The sequence below is a fragment of the Bradyrhizobium sp. 521_C7_N1_3 genome, from assembly GCF_052075975.1.
GTDB classification, from domain to species: domain Bacteria; phylum Pseudomonadota; class Alphaproteobacteria; order Rhizobiales; family Xanthobacteraceae; genus Bradyrhizobium; species Bradyrhizobium japonicum.
Window position 1 is genome coordinate 133738 of the sequence record NZ_CP197232.1, and the last position, 18903, is coordinate 152640.

Sequence of the window (18903 nt, forward strand, 5' to 3'; positions counted from 1 at the left end):
TGCTACATGCCCATGCCGCCATCGACCGGCAGTCCGATGCCGGTGATGAAGCGCGCCTCGTTCGAGCACAGGAACACCGTGGCATCGCCGATGTCCGTGACCTCGGCGAGACGGCCGAGCGGGGTTTGCTCCACCACCGAGCCGACTGCGGCGTTGACGTCAGCCGCGAGCCCGACCTTGACGATGTCGTTGGCGAGCTGCATGCCCATGTCGGTCGGGATCAGGCCAGGATAGATGCAGTTGACGCGCACGCCGAAACCGAGCTTGCCGGCTTCCATCGCTCCGACCCGCGTCATGCGGTCAACCGCGGATTTGGTGCCCGAATAGACCGCGATGCTCGGGAAGGCGATCGTTGCCGCAACCGAGGCGATGTTGACGACGGCGCCGCCCTTGCCGGCCGGCCCGCCCGGGCGCATGGCACGGAAGGCGTGCTTCATGCCGAGCACGGTGCCGACGATGTTGACGTCGCACATCCGCCGCGCGTCCTCGGCCTTGACCTCGGAGATCAGCGACGTGATCTCGATGCCGGCATTGTTGATCAGAATGTCGTAGCCGCCGAGGGTTGCGACGGTCTTGGCAACCGCCCGCTCCCATTGAGCGTCGTCGGTGACGTCGAGCTGGACGAAGCCCGTGGCGACGTCTTCCTTCGCGATAGCGGCTGCGCTGGCGCGGCCGGTCTCTTCCAGGATGTCGGCGATCATGATCGAGGCGCCGGCTCGCGCCAACGCTTGCGCGATGGCCGCGCCGATTCCTCGGGCACCGCCGGTGACCAGGGCTTTCCTGCCTGCAAGGCTCTTCCCACTCATGACGCACTCCTCCGTTGCTGGTGATCGATTCGTGCCGCGCCAATCGGCGCGCACCAGGTCGATGGGCGCAGGCCTTTCGGCGGCACCCAGCGAAGCGTTCCTCCATGGTCGGACGTCTTGACGACTGTCCAAATTCTTGGTGCGAACCTCCGCCAAAATCTTGACACTTGTCAAGAACGAATTTGACAGTTGTCAAAGGAAGTGGTTGTGAGGGGATGGAGCATTCCGCGGTCGACGCGGTATAAGTCCTTGAAAGAACGGGACTGAGGAAGGGACGAGATGGCGCGGCAGGTGACGGGAGCGGCCCGGCGTGTGGCTGATGCGGCCGAGGTGCTGCGCGACGAGAAGTTCAACGCGCGGCGCGTCGAGCTTGCCGAGGCCGCGCTCGAAACGCTTGGAGAGCTCGGCTTCGCACGCACCAGCCTGCGCGAAATCGCGCAGAACTCGGCGTTCACGCACGGCGTGTTCCACTATTATTTCAGCGACAAACTCGACCTGATCTGCTGCTGCGTCCGCCACTACAAGGCGAAGTGCGTGACGCGATATGACGATGTCGTCGCGACAGCAACGAGCCGCGACGAATTGACGGAGGGTTTCCTCGCCAAGCTCGCAGCAACGCTGCAGAACGAAGCCCGTATGCACCGCCTTTGGTACGACCTGCGCTCGCAGGCGATGTTCGAGGCGGCGTTTCGCAAGGATGTACTCGAGATCGACAAGAGCCTGGAAGCGATGATCTGGCGCATCGCCTCCCGCTATGCCGAGCTCGGCGGCAAGCGGCCGGCGTCGTCGCCCGCCGCGCTCTATGCGCTGTTCGACGGTCTATTCCAAAGTGCGCTGCTTAGGCACCTCGCGGGCGACAAGACGGCGATTTCCGAACTGCTCGACGAAGTCCGGCGCCTGCTGCCGACGGTCTGCTGACGCGCACGAGCGGCGCCGGCGAAAGCCGTGCCCGTTTTCATTTGGGTGATAGATCGCCTGCGCTCTCCTCGTCATTGCGAGCGCAGCGAAGCCTGCCATCCGGCCCGCCGAAGGCGGGACCGGGTGGCTCCTCGCAATAACGGGGTGTGGAGTTGCAGCGCGCCCTGCTCTCGTATCACTTCAAAAAGCCAAGCCCTTCGCGCGCCGTCTCCACGGCCCATTGGTCGCCCGGCGGCAGCGCGAGCACGCTCTTGAAATCCGCGCGCGCATGTTTGGCGTCGGACAGTTTCATATAGAGGATGCCGCGATTGACCAACGCGACCTGGTTGTTGGGATCGAGCCGGATCGCCTCGTTGTAGTCGGCGAGCGCGCGATCGTGCTCGCCCATGTCGCGAAACGCAGCGGCGCGATTGTTGTAGGCCGTCGAATTTCCCGGCTGCAGCCTGATCGCTTCGTCGAAATCGGCAATGGCATGTTTGTCGTCGCCCTTCTTGTGCCAAGCGACGGCACGCGCGAGATAGGCCTTCACGAACGCCGGGGCGATCCTCGTGACCTCGTCGAACTCCCGAATGGCACCATCGGCGTCGTCCTTTTTCAGGAGGACGACGGCCCGGCAGTAATGCCCGCCGGCGCTCTTGGGCTCCAGACGGACCGCGCTGTTGCAGTCGTCGAGCGCTGCATCGAACTCGCCCTTCTCGAAATGGGCGGTGCTTCGCAGCTCGTAGGGCCATGCGGCGGAGGGATTGCGGCGCATCGCCTCGTTGTAATCGGCGACGGCGCGATCGGTGTCGCCCTTCGCCGCATACGCCTCGCCTCTCATGACGACCGCAAAATAGGCTTGCTTGGGGTTGCGTTCGACGGCCTCGGTGAAGGCAGTAATCGCGGGATCGAAATCGCGCTTGTTGAAATATTCGAGGGCACGGGAGGTGTAGGACGGGCCGTAGCCGGGATCGAGGCGAATGGCCTCGTTGTAATCGGCCAAAGCGCGGTCCCGTTCGCCCTTCGCCGAATAGGCGCGGCCGCGGCAGTTGTAAGCCCGCCCGAAATTCGGATCGATTCGTATCGCGGCGCTGCAATCCTCGAAGGCGCGATCCTTGTCGCGCTTCAGGTACCAGGCTTCGCCACGCAGCTCGTAGGCAACCGCGTTGGTCGGATCAGCCGCGATGATCTCGGTCTTTTCGGCGATGACGCGGTCGTTGGATGCATCGTCGGCATGAACGGCAGCCGTCACGGCAATGGTGACCGAGCAAAGCAGGCCGAAAATCCGGCCGATCGAAGCGCAATTCATGGCTCAAAAAACCCTGCACCGAAGCCGCGCCGGGACGCGCGACGGTCAAATCCGGCGGAGAAACATCACAGCGCCCGGCTGCGAGAATAAGTCGCGGACGGCGGGGCTTCGGTTCGAACGCGTGGGGGCCGCCTCTGCGGTCTCACCAGGCGTAGCATGTGGGCGCAAATGCCGTCACGAGGTGCAGCGATTGTGCCGCTGCCAGGTGCTCTACCGCAGCACGACCTCGATCGGCGCCTGGTCGTTCAGCCCGATGGGCGCGGCGGGATTGGGCGGAGTGGCCCCGCAGACCGGGTTGCCGCCGGCCCCAAGCGAGCAGGCGCCCGCGTCGCGCGGAATGATCGCGAGCCGGCCGTCGACATAGGTGATGTCGTAGTTCGCGGATGTCAGCCCCGAGGCGGCGATGCTGTAGACCCCGGGATTACGCGTGCCCTGGGCCGAGCCGCCGTAGACGAGCGTGCCGGATAGCGCGGACATCCCCTCCCCGTTCACGAAGCCGGAATAGATCGCGCTGCCGCCGGAGAACGGCACGCCGTCGTAAATCTTCGTGACGCCGTTGACTGCAATGGTGAGCGGCGCCTTGTTGACGGTCAGCGAACCGTCGACATAGGTGATCACATAGTTGGCCGAGGAGAGGCCCGACGCCGTCAGGCTGTAGCGGCCGGCATTCACCGCGCCCTGCGCGGTGCCGCCATAGCTGAGCGCGCCCGACAGCACGGACGCAGTCTCGCCATTCATGAAGCCGGAATAAGCGACGCTGCCGCCGGAGAAGGCGAGGCCGTCATAGGTCTTGGACGCGTTGGCGCTGATGGTGAGCGCCGCCCTGTCGATGGTGAGGCCGACCGCGACCGAGCCGACATAGACCGCGCCGCCCGAGCCGGTCGCGTTGAGAACGTCGGGGCCGCTGAGATTGTAGCTGCCCGCGCCCAATGCGGTGGTGACTGCGCTGCCCCAGCCGAGCGTGACGCGATTGGCGTTCACGCCGGTCATCGTCAATCCGCCGAGCGAGGCCAGCGTGCCATAGGTGGTGCTGGCCGAGCCCGCGACGTTGACATAGGCATCATAGACGGTGTCGCCGAACGCGCGCAGCACCGGCATGCCGTTGTTGGCGCCGCTGACGGACTTGCCCCAGATGCCGACGAAGTCAAAGCCGTTGTTGATGAAGGTGAAGGGATCGCGCAGCTGTGCTGTGGTGAGCATGCCGCCATCGCAGATGCCGCCGCCGAAGGATGCGCCACAGGCGGCGCTCTGCCCCGATGTGTCCCTGTTCGCATAGCTTTGGGTGACGTCGCCGCCATCCCAGTTCATCCCCACGATCGCGCCGACATTGCTGGTTCCCGACACGGTGCCCGCGAAGTAGCTCCGGCCCACGTGACTTTCCTGATTCACCCCCACCAGCCCGCCGACCTCGGAATTTCCTGAAACCGCTCCCGTGGCATAGGAATCGAGCACTGAAACGGCTTCATTGCTGTGCCCGACCAGCCCGCCGACCGACCTCGTTCCGGACACGTTGCCGGTCGCGTAAGATTGGCTTACCGTGCCGCCGTACCAGTTGCCCCCCACCAGCCCGCCGACCGCATCGACACCGGACACGTTGCCGGTGGCGTAAGACCGCTCGACCTGGCTGTACGAGGCGAACCCCACCAGTCCGCCGGCAGCTGTGCCTGTGCCTCCATTAGAACCTGTGCCCGAGACATTACCAGTGGCGTAACTGTCGGTGACGAGACCGATGTTGCTGTAACCCAACAAGCCACCAACATTGACGCCGCCAGTTACCGTACCCGTGGCATGAGAGTGGCTCACCGTACCGATGGCATAATCCGCCGGGCCCGGTCCGATCCACGTGCCGATATTGTACCCGATCAGCCCGCCGGCGCCGTCCCAGACAGCGGACACGTTGCCGGTCGCATACGAGTTGGAGACGGACGAGGCGACGACGCGCCCTCCCAGCCCGCCGGCGGCGCCATAACCCGCAACCGTGCCGGTGGCATATGAGTTGCTGATCGTCGTGATATAGGCGTCGCCGACCAGCCCGCCGACCATGGCGCCGCTGCCGGTCACATTGCCCGTGTTGTAAACGTTGCTGATGGTGTTGTAAGCGACGCTGCTCGTGCCGCCGTAGACCCAGAGGCCGCTCGACCCCACCAGCCCGCCGACGGCATTGTTGCCCGTCACGCTGCCGCCTTCCAATCCGACATTGCGGATGGTCCCGCCATGGATGTAGCCGAACAGGCCGATGTTATCGCTGGACGGCCGGTTGATGGTCAGGTTGCTGATGTGGTGACCGAGCCCGTCGAAAATGCCGGAAAAATAGCTGCTGATATCGCCGATGCCGCCGATCGGTGTGAAGCCGGCGCCACCATTCCAGCCCGCCGTGGCGCTGGCATCGATGTTCGCGCCCAGCACGTAGTTGCCGGACCGGTTGGTGTTGATGTTCTGCAGGGCATTCACGTCGGTGATCACCGCATAGGTGATGGCGGCATCAGTTCCTTTCTGAGTCTGGAACAGGCTGCCAGCGGCCAGGTTGACCGGTGCGTTGATGGTGTAGCCACCGGTGGCCGTGGTCTGTGCGTATTGCAGGACCAGGCCGTCACTGCTCGTCGTGCCGGTCGAAGTCAGCGGCGCATTGATGACGATGTTGTTGTCGGCCCGCAGCGTCAGGATATGCGAGCCCCAGGTGACGGCGGAGTTGACCGTGACGTTGCCCGCGTCGGCGCCGCTGCCCGAGGTCGTCACCGTCACGTCGCCGCTCGCAAGCGCGGTCTGCAAGACGCCAGCGTAGTTCGCGTCGATGGTGATGTTGACGGGATCGATCAGCCAGCGTCCGCCCAGCGTATCGACCTTCAGATCGGCGGCGAGATTGACCTTGGCGGCGGAGGTTTCGACCGAGCGGGCCCGCAGCGTGCCGCCGGCATTGACCTCGCCGTGCTTGGCACCGCCGAGCAGAAGGATGCGGCCGTTCCTGCTGCCGATGCTCGCGGCCTGCACCACGCCGGTGTTGTTGACGACGCCCTTCATGGCGTCGCTCGCGCCCCTGGCGGTGAGGATGGCGAGCCCGCCATCGGCGCGGATCAATCCCTTGTTCTCGACCAGGGTCTTGACGGTAGAGGCCTTGACCTCGACCGAGAGCAGGCCGTCGCCGTTGAAGTCGAGCAGCACGTCGGTGCCGGCGGCGAGCGCCGTGCTGCCGGTGATGCTGCCGGAATTGCTGACGCTCGGCGAGATCAGCGCCACCACCTTGCCGGAGATGCTGCCCTCATTGGTGATCGCGCCGCCGCTGCCGGTGAAATTGTAGCGGCCGGCCAGAAAATCAGCGTTGCTGATGCCGAGCGTGGAAGCGACGAAGCCACCGGTCTGCACGCTGCCGGTCTTGCCGATGGCGATGCCGTTCGGATTGATCAGGAATACTTGGCCATTGGCGCTGAGGCTGCCGAGGATTCTTGACGGGTCCTGGCCGACGACGCGGTTCAACGCGACCGAGGATGCGCCGGGCTGATTGAAGGTCACGGAGCTGCCGGCGCCGATCGAAAAACTCTGCCAGTTGGCGATCATCCGGTCGCTCGACTGGTTGATCGTCATGGCGTTGCCGGACTGACTGATCGTGGCCTGTCCCGACACGACCTGGCCGCCGGTCGGCAGCGTCTGCGCCAGCGCCGGCGGCGTCAGCATCGTGGTCGCGGACAGCGCGATTGCGAGTCGCATCCGCGGCAGGGTCGATGTCATCGCGTGCCCCCTCGAAACATCAGAAGCGAATGCCGGCTTGCAGCCAGAACTGATCGTTGGCCTTGACGCCATCGGCATTGGCGCCGGTGATGATGGAACGGCCGGGATTGTCGCCCAGCGTATGGGCCCAGCTCGCCGAGACGTTCAGCCATTCGCGCGTCCAGCGCGCGGCGAGGCCGGCGCTGGCGAGCCCGTAATCGTTGCAGCCGCAGACAGTGACCGGCGCGATGCCGTTCGGCGACACGTTGATCTTGACGTAGCCGCCGTCCAGGAAGCTCGCGAGTTGCAGGCCGCCGAAGCGCACGGGCAGCGGCGCGTTGTAGCGGAGCTCGAGCGTGCCGAGCACGCCCATGTCGCCGCGCGCCTCGCCCACGGGATAGCCGCGCACGCCGAACGGGCCGCCCAGCGCAAAATCTTCCGAGGAATCGAGGTTCTTGTCGGCCCATTGCCCGTAGAGGCGACCGAACAGTGCGAAGTCGCCGGGCAAGGCCTGAAGCCGGGCAACCGCGGCATTGATCCGGTTGAACTGCCCTTGCGTCCGGAGCCCGGCCTGGTCCGCCGCGAGCGCGCCCGGCAGGCGCGAAAGATCGAGATCGCCAAAAGTCCAGCTCACCGACCAGTTGGTGATGCCGCCGCCGAGCAGCGCGTCGCGCCGGTCGCCGTTGAGGCTGAGCGTGCCGGAGGTCGAGCGCTTGTCCTGAAGCTTTCCGACGATGCTGTCGTCGACCAGCGCCTTCCAGGTCACGGCGCCGCCGAGCTGGAGGTTGAAATCGCGCGAGCGGATCAGGCTGTAGTCGACGCCGGCATTGGCGAAATGAGCGAAACCGGTGAGGCCGAGGGCGCGGCCAATGGCGTCGATGTTGTGGTAGCCGAGATAGCTATAGTTCGCATTGGCAATGAAGCCGCTGGCGCCGAGCGGCACGCTCGTCGTCAGCGAGCCGAACTCCTGCCCTTGCGACACCGTGCCGGAAAGCCGCGTCAGGTCGCCGTAGCCGGACACGTCGGTGAGCGAGATGAGCCCGTTGCCCTGCGCCTTGCCGACGTTGGCGCTGCCGTAATTGTCGCCCCAGAGGCCGCCCCCGACGACGGGCACCTGCGCGACGCCGACGACGAGCTTGCTGGCGTTCGGCGCATCGCCCGGCGCGAGCTTGGCATGCACCGACACGCCAGGCAGGTCGTTCATCCGCAACAGCGCGTCTTCCAGATCCTGCCGCGTCACGCCGTCCGGCTTGAGACGACCTTCGATGATCGCGCGCAACGGGTCCTCACGCACGCGCACGCCCCTGGCGCGGTCGAGCGTGATGGTCTTGAGCGCGCCCTCGGCGATCTCGATCGTGACGATGCCGTTGGTGATGTCCTGAGGCGGCAGCAGCGCGCGCGCCAGCAACCGGCCGCGGCCCTGGAGCACGGCAGTCACCTGATCGGCCAACGCATAGAGCCCTTTGATGCCGAGGCGCTTGCCGCGCACCGAGGCAGCGAGTTGCTCGCGCTCGGCCTGTGGCAGCAGTTCCACCTTGCCGGTGAAGCGAACGCCCTTCACGATGATGCGCTCGCCCCGGTCGGGGATGGCCGCGGGCGCCTGCCACGGTCGAATCTCGTCAGGGGCCGGCAGCCTTTCCTGCCGCTGCAACTCCTGCTGCCGCTGCATCTCCCGGAGCAGCGATCCGGCTTCCTGCGCGACGGCCGGGACTGCGGTACCTGCTATGACTAGCCCCGCCACAATAGCCCTGCACTGCACCGCGCCAACCACTTTCATCCTATGGGCCCGACTGCGGGCGATAGGTAACGACATCAGCGAAAGCGCAGGACGGCGCGTCGATCCAAGCGCCACTTGCGTTCCTAGCCGTCCTTAGCGGACGCCGACATGGCGCGATGTGCCGGACGTCTCAAACGGGGAATTTTTTTCGCATGATCTCGTCGGTTGTTGCGCGATCACGACATCCCGCGCGCATGCCACGGAGATGGCCGGCGTGCATTGGCAATTGCGTGGATCGATTCCGCTTCTCAGCGGGCGACGAGGAGAGGCGACGTTACGCCGCGGTCGCGGGCGGCAGCGCCAGCACCGAATAGATCGCCTGGGCGTCGCGCGAGGCGCGGAGCTTCTTGGCGATATCCTGGTCGCGCAGGAGGCGGGCGATGCGGGCCAGCGCCTTGAGGTGATCGGCGCCGGCGCCTTCGGGGGCGAGCAGCAGGAAGACGAGATCGACGGGCTGGCCGTCCATCGCCTCGAAATCGATCGGACGATCGAGGCGCGCGAACAGGCCGAAGATCTTTTCCAGCTTGGGCAGCTTGCCGTGCGGAATGGCGACGCCGTAGCCGACCGCGGTGGTGCCGAGCTTCTCACGCTGCAGCAGCACCTCGAACACGGAGCGTTCGTTCTGCCCGGTCAGCTCGGCGGCCTTGGCCGCGAGCTCCTGCAGCGCCTGCTTCTTGCTGTTGACCTTCAATGCCGGGAGAATCGCCTCGGGTGCGACCAGATCGGTAATCGGCATGGAAGGTTTCCGAGGTGAATTAAACCGTCAGGTTCCGAATTGGCCAGCTTGGTCAAACCATGCCTGGCCGGCATCAAGAAGGTGAAGCAGGAGGGGGACTTAGCCCCGATCCTGATGTGGGGCGCTTCTACTCCAACGCAATCCCGGTGCCAACTGCTGCGTGCGGCTTTGCCCCGCTCATTGTTAAGGGCTGCGGTTGGTACGGGGGCCGGTTCCGGCCCTTAACCGTCCGGTTTGGCCCCCGGCGGGTCGATCCAGCCGACATTGCCGTCGGCCCGGCGGTAAATGATGTTCACCCGGCCGCTAGAGCCGTGCTGGAATACCAGGCAGGGCGCTCCGCTGAGGTCCAGCTCCATCACGGCCTCGCTCACCGACAGCTGCTTCAGCGAGGTGGTGGCCTCGGCGATGATGACGGGACTGTAGCCGGTGATTTCCTCCTCATCCTCGCCCTCGCCCGGCGCCTCCAGCACATAGCTCGTGGCATCGAGGGCGGCGAGAGCGGCGGAGGCGACATGGGCCTTGCGGGCCGAGCGGTCCTTGAGCCGGCTCTTGTAGCGCTTGAGCCGCTTCTCGATCATCAGGAGCGCCTGGTCGGCGCTGGCATAGGCATCCGGCGCGTTCGAATCGGCCTCCAGCGTAATTCCCGTATCAAGATGCAGGGCACAGTCGGTGCGGAAGCCGAAGCCATCCTTGCTCAGGGTGATGTGGCCGGAATAGTTCCCGTCGAAATATTTACGCAGGACCTCGTCGGTCCGATCGGTCACGCGGCCGCGCAGGGCGTCGCCGACGCTGACGCTCTTTCCCGAGATTCTGAGGGTCATGTGATGCCTCGCTTGGTTTTAAGTGCCCAGCTTGGATCGGTCTCGATGGGGGATCGAGAGTAGCCCGATTTCGCGCCAGCGCAATCAGGCCGGCTCGGTGTTGCGGGAGCGATCGGGCATTGCGGTGGAGAGGACGTTACCAAGAGCGCTCTGCTTGTCACGGCGGCGTTGTACCGACGAGGGAATGCGCATGGCTTCGCGATACTTCGCGACCGTGCGGCGGGCAATATCAATTCCCGAGGCGCGTAAGCGTTCCACGATGGTGTCATCCGACAGGATCGCCGCCGGCGCTTCCGAATCGATCAGCTGCTTGATGTGGTGGCGCACGGCCTCGGCGGAATGCGCCTCGCCGCCGTCGGCGGAGGCGATCGAGGCCGTGAAGAAATATTTCAATTCGAATGTGCCGCGATTTGTCGCCATGTACTTGTTGGCGGTGACGCGCGACACCGTGGATTCATGCATCTGGATGGCGTCGGCCACGGCCTTCAGATTCAGCGGCCGCAGATGCGCCACGCCGTGGGTGAAGAAGCCGTCCTGCTGGCGCACGATTTCCGTTGCAACTTTCAGGATGGTGCGGGCGCGCTGATCGAGCGCGCGCACCAGCCAGGTCGCGTTCTGGAGCGCGTCGGTGAAATAGGACTTGTCGCCGTCCTTGCCGATCTTCTTCGACAGCTCGGAATAATAGGTCTGGTTGACCAGCACGCGCGGCAAGGTGTCGCTGTTGAGCTCGACATGCCAGCCGCCATCCGGGCCCGGGCGGACATAGACGTCGGGCACCATGGTCTGGAGCCGCGCCGAGCCGAACTTCATGCCGGGCTTGGGATTGAGGCGGCGGATCTCGCCGATCATGTCGGCGATGTCCTCGTCGTCGACGCCGCAGAGCTTGCGCAACGAAGCGATGTCGCGCTTCGCCAGCAGATCGAGGTGCTCGACGAGGGCCTGCATCGCCGGGTCGTAGCGGTCGAGTTCGCGGAGCTGGATCGCCAGGCATTCGCTCAAATTGCGCGCGCAGACGCCGGGCGGATCGAATTTTTGCAGCACGGCAAGGACGTCCTCGACGTCGGCTTGCGATGCGCCAAGGCGCTCGGCGGCCTGGCCGAGATCCGGCGGCAGATAGCCGGCCTCGTCGACGAGGTCGATCAGGTACTGGCCGATCATGCGCTGCGCCGGGCCGGTGAAGGCGACCGAGAGCTGCTCGGCAAGATGGTCGCCGAGCGTGATTTCCGCGGCGACGAAGGCTTCGAGATTGTAGTCCTCGTCGCCGGAGGCACCGCCGCCCCATTCGGTATAGGTGGTCGGCGCCGCATCCTGGGCGTTGCGCGCGGCGGCCTCGGCCGGTTCCTCGGAGAAGACGTTGTCCAGGCCCGTATCCAGGGTCTGCTCGATCTCGGCGCGGGTGCCGAGATCCTTGCTCATCCATTCTTCCTGGCCTGGCTCGAACGCCTCGCCCGGACCGCCGCCCGGCTCGTCGTTGTGCCCCCCGTCGGAATCGCTGAACTGGCCGGTCTCGGCCGGGGCTTCACCCGCGGGGGCCTCGTCGTTGGCCCGCTCCAGCAGGGGGTTCCGCTCGAGTTCCTCTTCCACGAAGGTCGTGAGATCGAGATTGGACAATTGCAGCAGCTTGATCGCCTGCATCAGCTGCGGCGTCATGACCAGCGACTGCGATTGCCGGAACTCTAATCTCTGCGTGAGCGCCATGAAGCAAGAACCGATCCCAAAAGTTGGTCCGATTTTTGCTTATCCTAGTCCAGGCCCGATGTACACGGCTTGACGAACGCGAAAAAAGGGCTAGAGGCGGAATTCCTCGCCAAGGTAAAGCCGGCGAACGTCGGGATCGGCGACGATCTCATCCGGGCTACCCTCGGTCAAGATTTCACCGGCATAGACGATATAGGCGCGATCGGTCAGGCCTAGTGTCTCGCGCACATTGTGGTCGGTGATCAGCACGCCGATGCCGCGGTTGGTGAGATGGCGGACGAGGTCCTGAATGTCGCCGACCGCGATCGGATCGATGCCCGCGAAAGGCTCGTCGAGCAGCATGTAGTTCGGACGCGTCGCCAGCGCGCGCGCAATCTCGACGCGGCGGCGCTCGCCGCCCGACAGCGCGATCGACGGCGATTTCCGCAAGCGCGTGATGTTGAATTCGTCGAGCAGCGAATCGAGCTGCTGCTCGCGCTTCTTGCGCGAGGGCTCGACCACTTCGAGCACCGCGCGGATGTTCTGCTCGACGGTGAGGCCGCGAAAGATCGAGGCTTCCTGCGGCAGATAGCCGATGCCGAGCCGCGCGCGCTGATACATCGGCAGCTTGGTGACGTCGTGGCCGTCGAGCTCGATCGCACCGCGATCGGGCTTGATAAGGCCGGTGATCATGTAGAACACGGTGGTCTTGCCGGCGCCGTTCGGGCCGAGCAGGCCGACCGCTTCGCCGCGGCGCACATAGATGCTGACGCCGCGCACCACCTGGCGGCTGCCGAAACTCTTTTCCACGCTATGCACAGCCAGGAAGCCCGGCCGCTTCAGAAGCTGCGGCCCGCCGGCGCCGTTGGACCTGCTGGCGGCCCTCACGGGATGCACCGCCTGGGCACGCGGCGGCTCGGTCTGGTAATCGGCCTGGTAGTCGGCCTGGAAATGGTCGGGCGGGCGCATCGGCTGGTCACGGGCGATCGGCGATGCATCACGCACCGGGCTGGGCACGAGACCGCCGACGCTGTCACCGAGGGCGGTGATGTCCTGGCGCGCAAATCCTGGCCGGCCGCGCTTGGCGGGGCGCCGACGGAACATGCTGAAGAGATCGACCATCCCGCCTTCTAGCCTTTCACGACAATCCTGCGCGATGATCCGCGCGTGATCCCGCGATCTGCCGCACCGGCCTTGCGATTCGCCGGCGCAGCATGAGTGAAGGAATGTCTCATGCCCAGTGAAACACGCCCGAAAAGCGGCGAACCCCGCTTGGAAAGCCCTTCGCGCTAGATACAGCCTCGCCGGGCAAGCTTCAACCTCGGATCGGGAGAATCTGGCCCAAGCGCTTGAAGTTACTTCAGGAATTTACTTTTGCTTGCCTGCGCCGGGCAATTGCATCGGCGGCGCCGCAGCGGGCTTGCCCGGGCTCCCCGATCCGCAATCATTGCTGCCGCCCTGCGGCAGCAATGCCTGCACCCTGCCGCTGTCGGATTCCACCCGCGAGACGCCCGTGGTCATGTCGACTGCCAGACGGTCGCCGCGCAGCACGTTCTTGCACTGCGTGAGGACGACGCCGCCGAGCATGGTGATGAGGTTGGTCTTGGTGTCGAACACGGCGGTCTCGCCCGTCACCACCTGGTCCTTCTGGGTGACGACGACATTGCCGCGCGCCTCCAGCCGCTTGATCGAGGAACTGCCGCCCGGACCCGGCGTCGCCGACTGCATCGGGGCCGCCTTCGCCCCTTTCGCAGGTGCGGGCTGCGGCGCGGCCGGCTTGTCGCCGCCGCCCGAATCGTAAAACACCACGAGCGTCTTCGAGGTCATGGTGGTGTCGCCCTGGATGACCTTCACATTGCCGGAGAAGGTCGCCTCCTTCTTCTTGTCGCGCATCTCGAGCGAGGCCGCTTCGATCTGGATCGGCTGATCGCGGTTTTGCGAAAAGCCCTGCATCGCGTTGGGCACGCCTTGCATCGTGCTCTGCGCGACGGCCGCACCGGTTGCGACCAGCGCGACAGTGGCGGCGAGCGCGGCCGCACCGAGAATGGCGCACCGCTTGTCTTCGTTGCGCGAGAAGAATCCCATCATGAAAATCACTTCGAATTGGCAGACTTGTTCTGAGGCGTGCGTGTCTTTACAGGCGGCGCGGGCTGCTCGGCCGCCGCAGGCTGGGCAACGGCGGGGTCATCCAGCTTGTCCAGATGCATCACCACATTGCCCTCGAAGCGGATGACCTCACCGCCTTCCGTGATCCGCAGCCGGTCGGCGGTCAGCGTGCCGTTGGTCAGCTTGACGTCGACATGCTCATCCGAGGAGACCGTTCCCTTGCCCATGTCGACGAAGGCCGAGTTCAGCCGTGCCTCGTAGCCGGTCGAGGTGCGCAGGAAGATATCCTTGCGCAGGTCGAGCTGCTGCTGCTTGTTGTCGAAGCGGCCGGTGCGGGCATCGAGCAGCAAAGTCGATTTGTCTTCCATCAGCACCTTCGCGCGCAAATCGTTGAGATCGACATGATCGGGATCGGTGATGTCCTGCGTCGCGGTCTTGGCCCAGAGCTCGTAGGGCCGCTGGTCCGGCGTGAAGCCCGCCAGATGCGGCGATTCCATCGTGATCTTGGTGCCCGTCACCACGAGATTTCCGGAGTCGAGTTTTATCGGGATCTGGAACGGATTGAGGAAGGTCGAGACCGCGACGATCGCGGCCAGGGATGCTGCCACCGTCGCCGGCACGGCAATGCGCAGAATCCGCACCAGGCGGCTGTGGCGCGCCGCGCTGGCAAACTTCGCCGCAAGCGCGGCGTCGTAGGTTGGATTCTGGGCCGAATTCACCTGAGCTCCCGAGGTGTCGCTCGTCTCGTCCGGTTGAGGGCGCACGCCATTGTATCCGGCGCCGCCTGAACATGCAGCCTGCGACAGGCCGCACGAAAGTGTCCGAAACGGGGCGGCAGCCCTAAGCTAACAGCGGCCGGAGGCCTCAGGAATGCGCGAAAATGTCCTCTTCCGCCCAGCCCTGGAGGTCGAGCAGGGCGCGGGTCGGCAGGAAGTCGAAACAGGCTTTTGCCAGCGCGGTGCGGCCTTCCCGCACCAGCATGGCGTCGAGCCGCTCGCGCAGGGCATGAAGGTGCAGCACGTCGGAGGCGGCGTAGGCGAGCTGCGGCTCGGTCAGGCTGTCGGAACCCCAGTCGCTGGACTGCTGCTGCTTGGAGAGGTCGACATTGAGCACCTCGCGCACGAGGTCTTTCAGGCCGTGGCGGTCGGTGTAGGTGCGGGTCAGGCGGGAGGCAATCTTGGTGCAATAAATCGGGCCGGTCATGACGCCGAACGTCTCGTACAGCACCGCGACGTCGAACCGCGCGAAATGGAAGATTTTCGTGATCCCGGGATTGGCCAGCAGGGCCTTCAGGTTCGGCGCGTCGGTGTGGCCCTTGGGGATCTGCACCACGTCGGCGCTGCCGTCGCCGGGCGAGAGCTGCACCACGCAGAGCCGGTCGCGGTGCGGGTTCAGCCCCATGGTCTCGGTGTCGATCGCCACCGCTCCGGTGTAGCGGGACAGGTCGGGCAGGTCGCCGCGATGCAGGCGTACGGTCATGGCGTTTCAAAACCTCAATCGAATTGGTCGGTCGGCATCATAGGCTAATCGGATTGCCCGCGATGTAGCCACTGGCGGCGGGCCGCGCAAGCGGCAGCTGGTCGCGCCGGGCGCGGTCAGATCGCCGCCAGCATGATGCAGATCATCGCCGCCACCGTCGCGCGGCTGGCGCCATCGCGAAAAGTGTAGAGAATCGGATCGTCGGGCATCTCGCGGCGATGCGCCATCATCAGGGCGCGGCCGAACCAGTAGAGCAGCAGCGGGTTGAGCAGCCACAGCATCCAGGGACGGCTGTAGAGCGGCGTCACCGCGGAGGAGGAGACGTAGAGCGAGAACACGGTCACCGCGTTCATGGCACTCGCCGCCGCCATCGCGCCGATGATGTGCAGGTCGGTGATCCTGTAATCGCGGTTGGAGGGATCGGCGAGGCCGGCGCTCTCGCGCATGCTGAGCTCGCTGAAGCGCTTGATCAGCGCGAGCGAGGTGAACACGAACAACGAGAAGATCAAGAGCCATTCCGACAGCACCACGCCGACGCCGACCGCGCCGGCGATGATGCGCAGCGTGTAGAGGCCGGCGAGCGTCACGACGTCGACCAGCATCTTGCGCTTGAGCGCGAGCGAATAGGCGATGGTGGTGGCGAGATAGCCGCCGAGTACGCCAAGGAACAAGGGCGAGATGCAGAGGCTGGCGCCAACCGCGAGCAACCATAGCGCGGGGATCGCAAGCAGCGCCGAGGACATCGGCAGTCGACCTGCCGCCAGCGCGCGATGGCGCTTGGTCGGATGCTGCCGGTCGGCGGCGAGGTCGAGCAGATCGTTCATCAGGTAGGCGCCCGACGCGCAGGCCGAGAATGCCAGGAACGCCAGCAACGCGTAGCCGAGCGTCGCAAGATTCATCTGGTGCGCGGTGATCGCAGGCACGAACACCAGCGTGTTCTTGGCGTATTGATAGACGCGCAGCGCCTGCGCCCAGGTCTTCAGGCCGGGGTGGCGGCTGTCACGGGTCTCGATGCGATCGATCGCGCCGCGATCGAATGGAAGCTCGCCCGCCGCGAGATCGGCCGGCGTCACGACGCCGTCGAAACCGAGATGCGCGGCGATGCCCGCCGCATGGCCGGCAAGGCGGCCCGCGACCAGATAGATTTTTTCGCCACGCGCGCGCGCCGCCAGCGCCTGGTTCAGCACGTTGGAATCATAGGGCAGGTGGGCGTAGTCGATGTCGGCCTGCGCCAGCACATCCGTGAGCGCCGCCATGCCCGGCCGTCCGCCCGCCCCGAACCGCGCCAGCAGGCGGGCCGGGCTCGAGAACAGCGCCTCCATCAGGAGTTCGGACCGCAGCAGGGCGCCTTCGAGATCGATGACCAGCGTCCGCGCAGCCGCCGCCGTGACCGACAACGTCGGGGCGCCAGACTCGTACTGCCAGGCAGGCTGCTCCATCCGAAAACGCTCGACTGACCGCAAATTGACTGACCGGCCCGAAGGCCGGGGAGCAGGGAAAGGGATGGTCGCAAGCCTAGCGGGCATTCGCTAAGGGCGGCTTAATTCGGGGGTGAAAGAGCGGCCGAAAGCGGATGCAAAGCACCTGTAGATATGACGAAAACCCCAATCTTGTTAGGGAGATATGATGGGGATAGCGTTGAGCGGCCTTCCTCACTCCAGGTGCGGAACTGCAGTCCGAGCAGATCGTAGCGGACGCGGAGATAGCCGTCGGGACCATGCACCACTGCATCCGGCGCGATCCGCTCAACCTCCTGGGCCATCACACCGACATAGAATGTGTCGTCCCAGAGATAGCGAAAACGGTAGAGGCAAATCCCGCTGTCGAAACACCGGATCAGCAAGACATCGCGCTTGAGCCGCCTGTCGGATGTAACGGGCGGTGGTGGCGGAGGCGGCGTTGGCGGCACTGTCGGAACCACCGCCGGCACCGGTTGCGGCGGTGGCGGTCCATACTTGTCGTAGGACCGCTCGATTGATCTCGGGGTGTTTGTGTCCTGGCTGTCGCCACGGCTCTGTGAGACCGGCGCGCCGGTGTAGGACAGTTTGGGCTGCGAGAAGATGATCGCGCGCTGGCGCATCGACCTGGCGAGCCCGCCATTGACGCATTCGCCGCCGGCACTCCTGCCCTCAGGGCATCTTGTCTGTGCCTGCGCCCGATCGAAAAGCGACAAGCCGGCGGCGAATGCCATGGCAAGAGCAAGGCCGCTCAACCCAGTGATGATGCGCGTCAAAATTTCATACTCCCGCCAAACATCGCAATCCAGCCGCGAACGCGCAAATCGGGCGTCAGTTCGGTGAGATTCTCGCTGATCCAGAAATGCTCCGCGGTCGCTTTCAAGGACATGCCCTCGCGTAGCGAATATTGCGCAGAGCCTCCGGTCCCGATGCGGGTCTTTGCCGGAATGAATTGCTGCGTGATCGGATTGTAGGAATTTTGATCGCGCCGCATGTAGTTCACCATCGGTGCGACGGTCCAGTTGCCGCTCACGAAGGGTTGCTCGAGGCGATACCGATACACGGCGCTGTTGGAGCGAAACGACTCGGGAATGATTTTCATCAGGTCCGGATCGAGAACCCTGTTCTTCTCGGCATTCGTCCATGACACCGTGAATGTGGTGCTCGACGATTGGGTCCATGCGTATCCGGCCGTGCCTGACAGCGTGTAGCGATCACCGAGCGCATAGGACGAGATGTGATCCAGGTAGGTCGCGGTCTCCCGGGCGTAGGACGCCGAGACCAGCAACATCAGATTTGCCAGCTGGTAACCGAGAGACGCGCTCTGCGTCGCCACCCGTCCCGGCCCCACCAATGTGGTTGCCTGCGGTTCTGTGCTTGCGGGATCAAGCAGCGCTTCCATGCGATATGCGCCGCGCCATGTATAGCCGGAGCTGAGCGTCACGATGAGTTGCTCCCCGATGGGCAGGTTAACGCCGACAGTCGGCCCGATGTTCAAACCCTCGCCAAAGGTTGCGAGGTCGACGATGTCCTGATCCATCCGCGCATTCGCCGCGCTGCCATAGAGAGCCGTCGTCCCCGAGGGAAGGTTGACGCTCATGGAGACAAACGGCTGAATTCCGGGAATGCCGAGATAGGTTGCTGTCCCCGATACGACCGTATCGGTCGTGGTCGTGACGCTGCCGGTCAGCCCGGGCGTCGACTGCCGCGACCAGACATAGCCGCCCCTGCCGAGCAGATCGACTTTCAGGTTTTCGAGCGGCTGCCCGCTCGCCTGGATCGTCAGTGGCGCATAGACCTGCGTACCGGCGCCTGCCGCCGTCGAGCCACTGGCAGGAAAACCTCGCGTTCCGCTCCAGCTCGCATAGCGCAATTCCTGATCGGCGCTCAGCGACCAGTTCGGCTCGGCGGCATTCGCGAGCGAGGAAACCGTAAGGCAGGCCATGGCCACACGCGCGCGTTTCCACACGTCTCGAACATAATCGCAGAGGTGCGCGCGCATGATGAGCCAATACGACATGCCGTTGGAGAACACTGACAGCAGCGAGATCGCCGGATGCACGGCGACCTCGCTACTGGACACGCAATCAAGCCGCGGTTACGGCTTCTTTCCGGACGTGGGTGCTGGCGGCTTGG

Annotated in this window: 15 protein-coding genes; 1 reads left to right on the forward strand and 14 read right to left on the reverse strand. The window is 65.0% G+C overall.

The genetic code is table 11. The annotated features are described in order from the left end of the window. Positions 1–2 precede the first annotated feature (2 nt). A complete protein-coding gene (locus AB7008_RS00580) occupies positions 3–806 on the reverse strand; it encodes an SDR family NAD(P)-dependent oxidoreductase (protein WP_028155453.1) in 804 nt (267 codons plus the stop codon). 279 nt (positions 807–1085) lie between these two features. Between AB7008_RS00580 and AB7008_RS00585 the strand changes: the two genes are divergently transcribed. Then, on the forward strand, positions 1086–1724 hold the full coding sequence (locus AB7008_RS00585; RefSeq protein ID WP_304492197.1) for a TetR/AcrR family transcriptional regulator: 639 nt from the start codon (positions 1086–1088) through the stop codon (positions 1722–1724). Between the two features lie 175 nt (positions 1725–1899). On the opposite strand, the gene AB7008_RS00590 is transcribed toward AB7008_RS00585, so the two are convergent. The 13 genes from AB7008_RS00590 to AB7008_RS00650 form a co-directional block, all read right to left on the reverse strand. Further along, positions 1900–3012, reverse strand: coding sequence for a tetratricopeptide repeat protein (locus AB7008_RS00590; protein ID WP_441258258.1), 1113 nt, complete (start codon positions 3010–3012; stop codon positions 1900–1902). Positions 3013–3222: 210 nt separating this feature from the next. Further along, positions 3223–6735: a two-partner secretion domain-containing protein gene (locus AB7008_RS00595; protein WP_441258259.1), complete on the reverse strand. Its 3513-nt coding sequence runs from the start codon at positions 6733–6735 to the stop codon at positions 3223–3225. A 19-nt stretch (positions 6736–6754) separates the two neighbouring features. Beyond that, on the reverse strand, positions 6755–8491 hold the full coding sequence (locus AB7008_RS00600) for a ShlB/FhaC/HecB family hemolysin secretion/activation protein (RefSeq protein WP_304492200.1): 1737 nt from the start codon (positions 8489–8491) through the stop codon (positions 6755–6757). A gap of 274 nt (positions 8492–8765) precedes the next feature. Then, entirely contained in the window at positions 8766–9227 is a 462-nt protein-coding gene (ptsN, locus tag AB7008_RS00605) for a PTS IIA-like nitrogen regulatory protein PtsN (protein WP_008141251.1), read from the reverse strand. 221 nt (positions 9228–9448) lie between these two features. Continuing rightward, entirely contained in the window at positions 9449–10048 is a 600-nt protein-coding gene (gene hpf / locus AB7008_RS00610) for a ribosome hibernation-promoting factor, HPF/YfiA family (RefSeq protein ID WP_028155458.1), read from the reverse strand. A gap of 84 nt (positions 10049–10132) precedes the next feature. Continuing rightward, positions 10133–11746, reverse strand: a complete 1614-nt coding sequence (rpoN, locus tag AB7008_RS00615) for an RNA polymerase factor sigma-54 (RefSeq protein ID WP_028155459.1) — start codon at positions 11744–11746, stop codon at positions 10133–10135. A 90-nt stretch (positions 11747–11836) separates the two neighbouring features. Further along, positions 11837–12847, reverse strand: a complete 1011-nt coding sequence (gene lptB, locus AB7008_RS00620; protein WP_248880721.1) for an LPS export ABC transporter ATP-binding protein — start codon at positions 12845–12847, stop codon at positions 11837–11839. Positions 12848–13093: 246 nt separating this feature from the next. Next, the gene (locus tag AB7008_RS00625) at positions 13094–13813 is read right to left on the reverse strand and encodes an LptA/OstA family protein (protein ID WP_304492201.1); all 720 of its coding nucleotides are present in this window, start codon (positions 13811–13813) and stop codon (positions 13094–13096) included. Between the two features lie 5 nt (positions 13814–13818). Further along, the gene (gene lptC, locus AB7008_RS00630; RefSeq protein ID WP_028155461.1) at positions 13819–14550 is read right to left on the reverse strand and encodes an LPS export ABC transporter periplasmic protein LptC; all 732 of its coding nucleotides are present in this window, start codon (positions 14548–14550) and stop codon (positions 13819–13821) included. Between the two features lie 145 nt (positions 14551–14695). Beyond that, the gene (locus AB7008_RS00635) at positions 14696–15310 is read right to left on the reverse strand and encodes a ribonuclease D (RefSeq protein WP_028155462.1); all 615 of its coding nucleotides are present in this window, start codon (positions 15308–15310) and stop codon (positions 14696–14698) included. Between the two features lie 116 nt (positions 15311–15426). Next, positions 15427–16749: a UbiA family prenyltransferase gene (locus AB7008_RS00640; RefSeq protein ID WP_304492202.1), complete on the reverse strand. Its 1323-nt coding sequence runs from the start codon at positions 16747–16749 to the stop codon at positions 15427–15429. 101 nt (positions 16750–16850) lie between these two features. Beyond that, positions 16851–17543 (reverse strand): tail fiber domain-containing protein, encoded by a 693-nt coding sequence (locus tag AB7008_RS00645; protein WP_248880727.1) that lies wholly within the window; start codon positions 17541–17543, stop codon positions 16851–16853. After that, a complete protein-coding gene (locus tag AB7008_RS00650) occupies positions 17540–18850 on the reverse strand; it encodes a hypothetical protein (RefSeq protein ID WP_304492203.1) in 1311 nt (436 codons plus the stop codon). The genes AB7008_RS00645 and AB7008_RS00650 overlap by 4 nt, the downstream gene beginning before the upstream one ends. Positions 18851–18903: the final 53 nt, after the last annotated feature.

What these genes read in the sequence shown, in the direction of transcription:
- AB7008_RS00595 (WP_441258259.1), bottom strand. Translation starts at nt 6,735, where the DNA reads ATGACATCGACCCTGCCGCGGATGCGACTCGCAATCGCGCTGTCCGCG.
- AB7008_RS00625 (WP_304492201.1), bottom strand. Translation starts at nt 13,813, where the DNA reads ATGATGGGATTCTTCTCGCGCAACGAAGACAAGCGGTGCGCCATTCTC.
- AB7008_RS00585 (WP_304492197.1), top strand. Translation starts at nt 1,086, where the DNA reads ATGGCGCGGCAGGTGACGGGAGCGGCCCGGCGTGTGGCTGATGCGGCC.
- hpf (WP_028155458.1), bottom strand. Translation starts at nt 10,048, where the DNA reads ATGACCCTCAGAATCTCGGGAAAGAGCGTCAGCGTCGGCGACGCCCTG.
- AB7008_RS00635 (WP_028155462.1), bottom strand. Translation starts at nt 15,310, where the DNA reads ATGACCGTACGCCTGCATCGCGGCGACCTGCCCGACCTGTCCCGCTAC.
- lptB (WP_248880721.1), bottom strand. Translation starts at nt 12,847, where the DNA reads ATGGTCGATCTCTTCAGCATGTTCCGTCGGCGCCCCGCCAAGCGCGGC.
- AB7008_RS00590 (WP_441258258.1), bottom strand. Translation starts at nt 3,012, where the DNA reads ATGAATTGCGCTTCGATCGGCCGGATTTTCGGCCTGCTTTGCTCGGTC.
- ptsN (WP_008141251.1), bottom strand. Translation starts at nt 9,227, where the DNA reads ATGCCGATTACCGATCTGGTCGCACCCGAGGCGATTCTCCCGGCATTG.
- AB7008_RS00580 (WP_028155453.1), bottom strand. Translation starts at nt 806, where the DNA reads ATGAGTGGGAAGAGCCTTGCAGGCAGGAAAGCCCTGGTCACCGGCGGT.
- AB7008_RS00640 (WP_304492202.1), bottom strand. Translation starts at nt 16,749, where the DNA reads ATGGAGCAGCCTGCCTGGCAGTACGAGTCTGGCGCCCCGACGTTGTCG.
- AB7008_RS00600 (WP_304492200.1), bottom strand. Translation starts at nt 8,491, where the DNA reads ATGAAAGTGGTTGGCGCGGTGCAGTGCAGGGCTATTGTGGCGGGGCTA.
- rpoN (WP_028155459.1), bottom strand. Translation starts at nt 11,746, where the DNA reads ATGGCGCTCACGCAGAGATTAGAGTTCCGGCAATCGCAGTCGCTGGTC.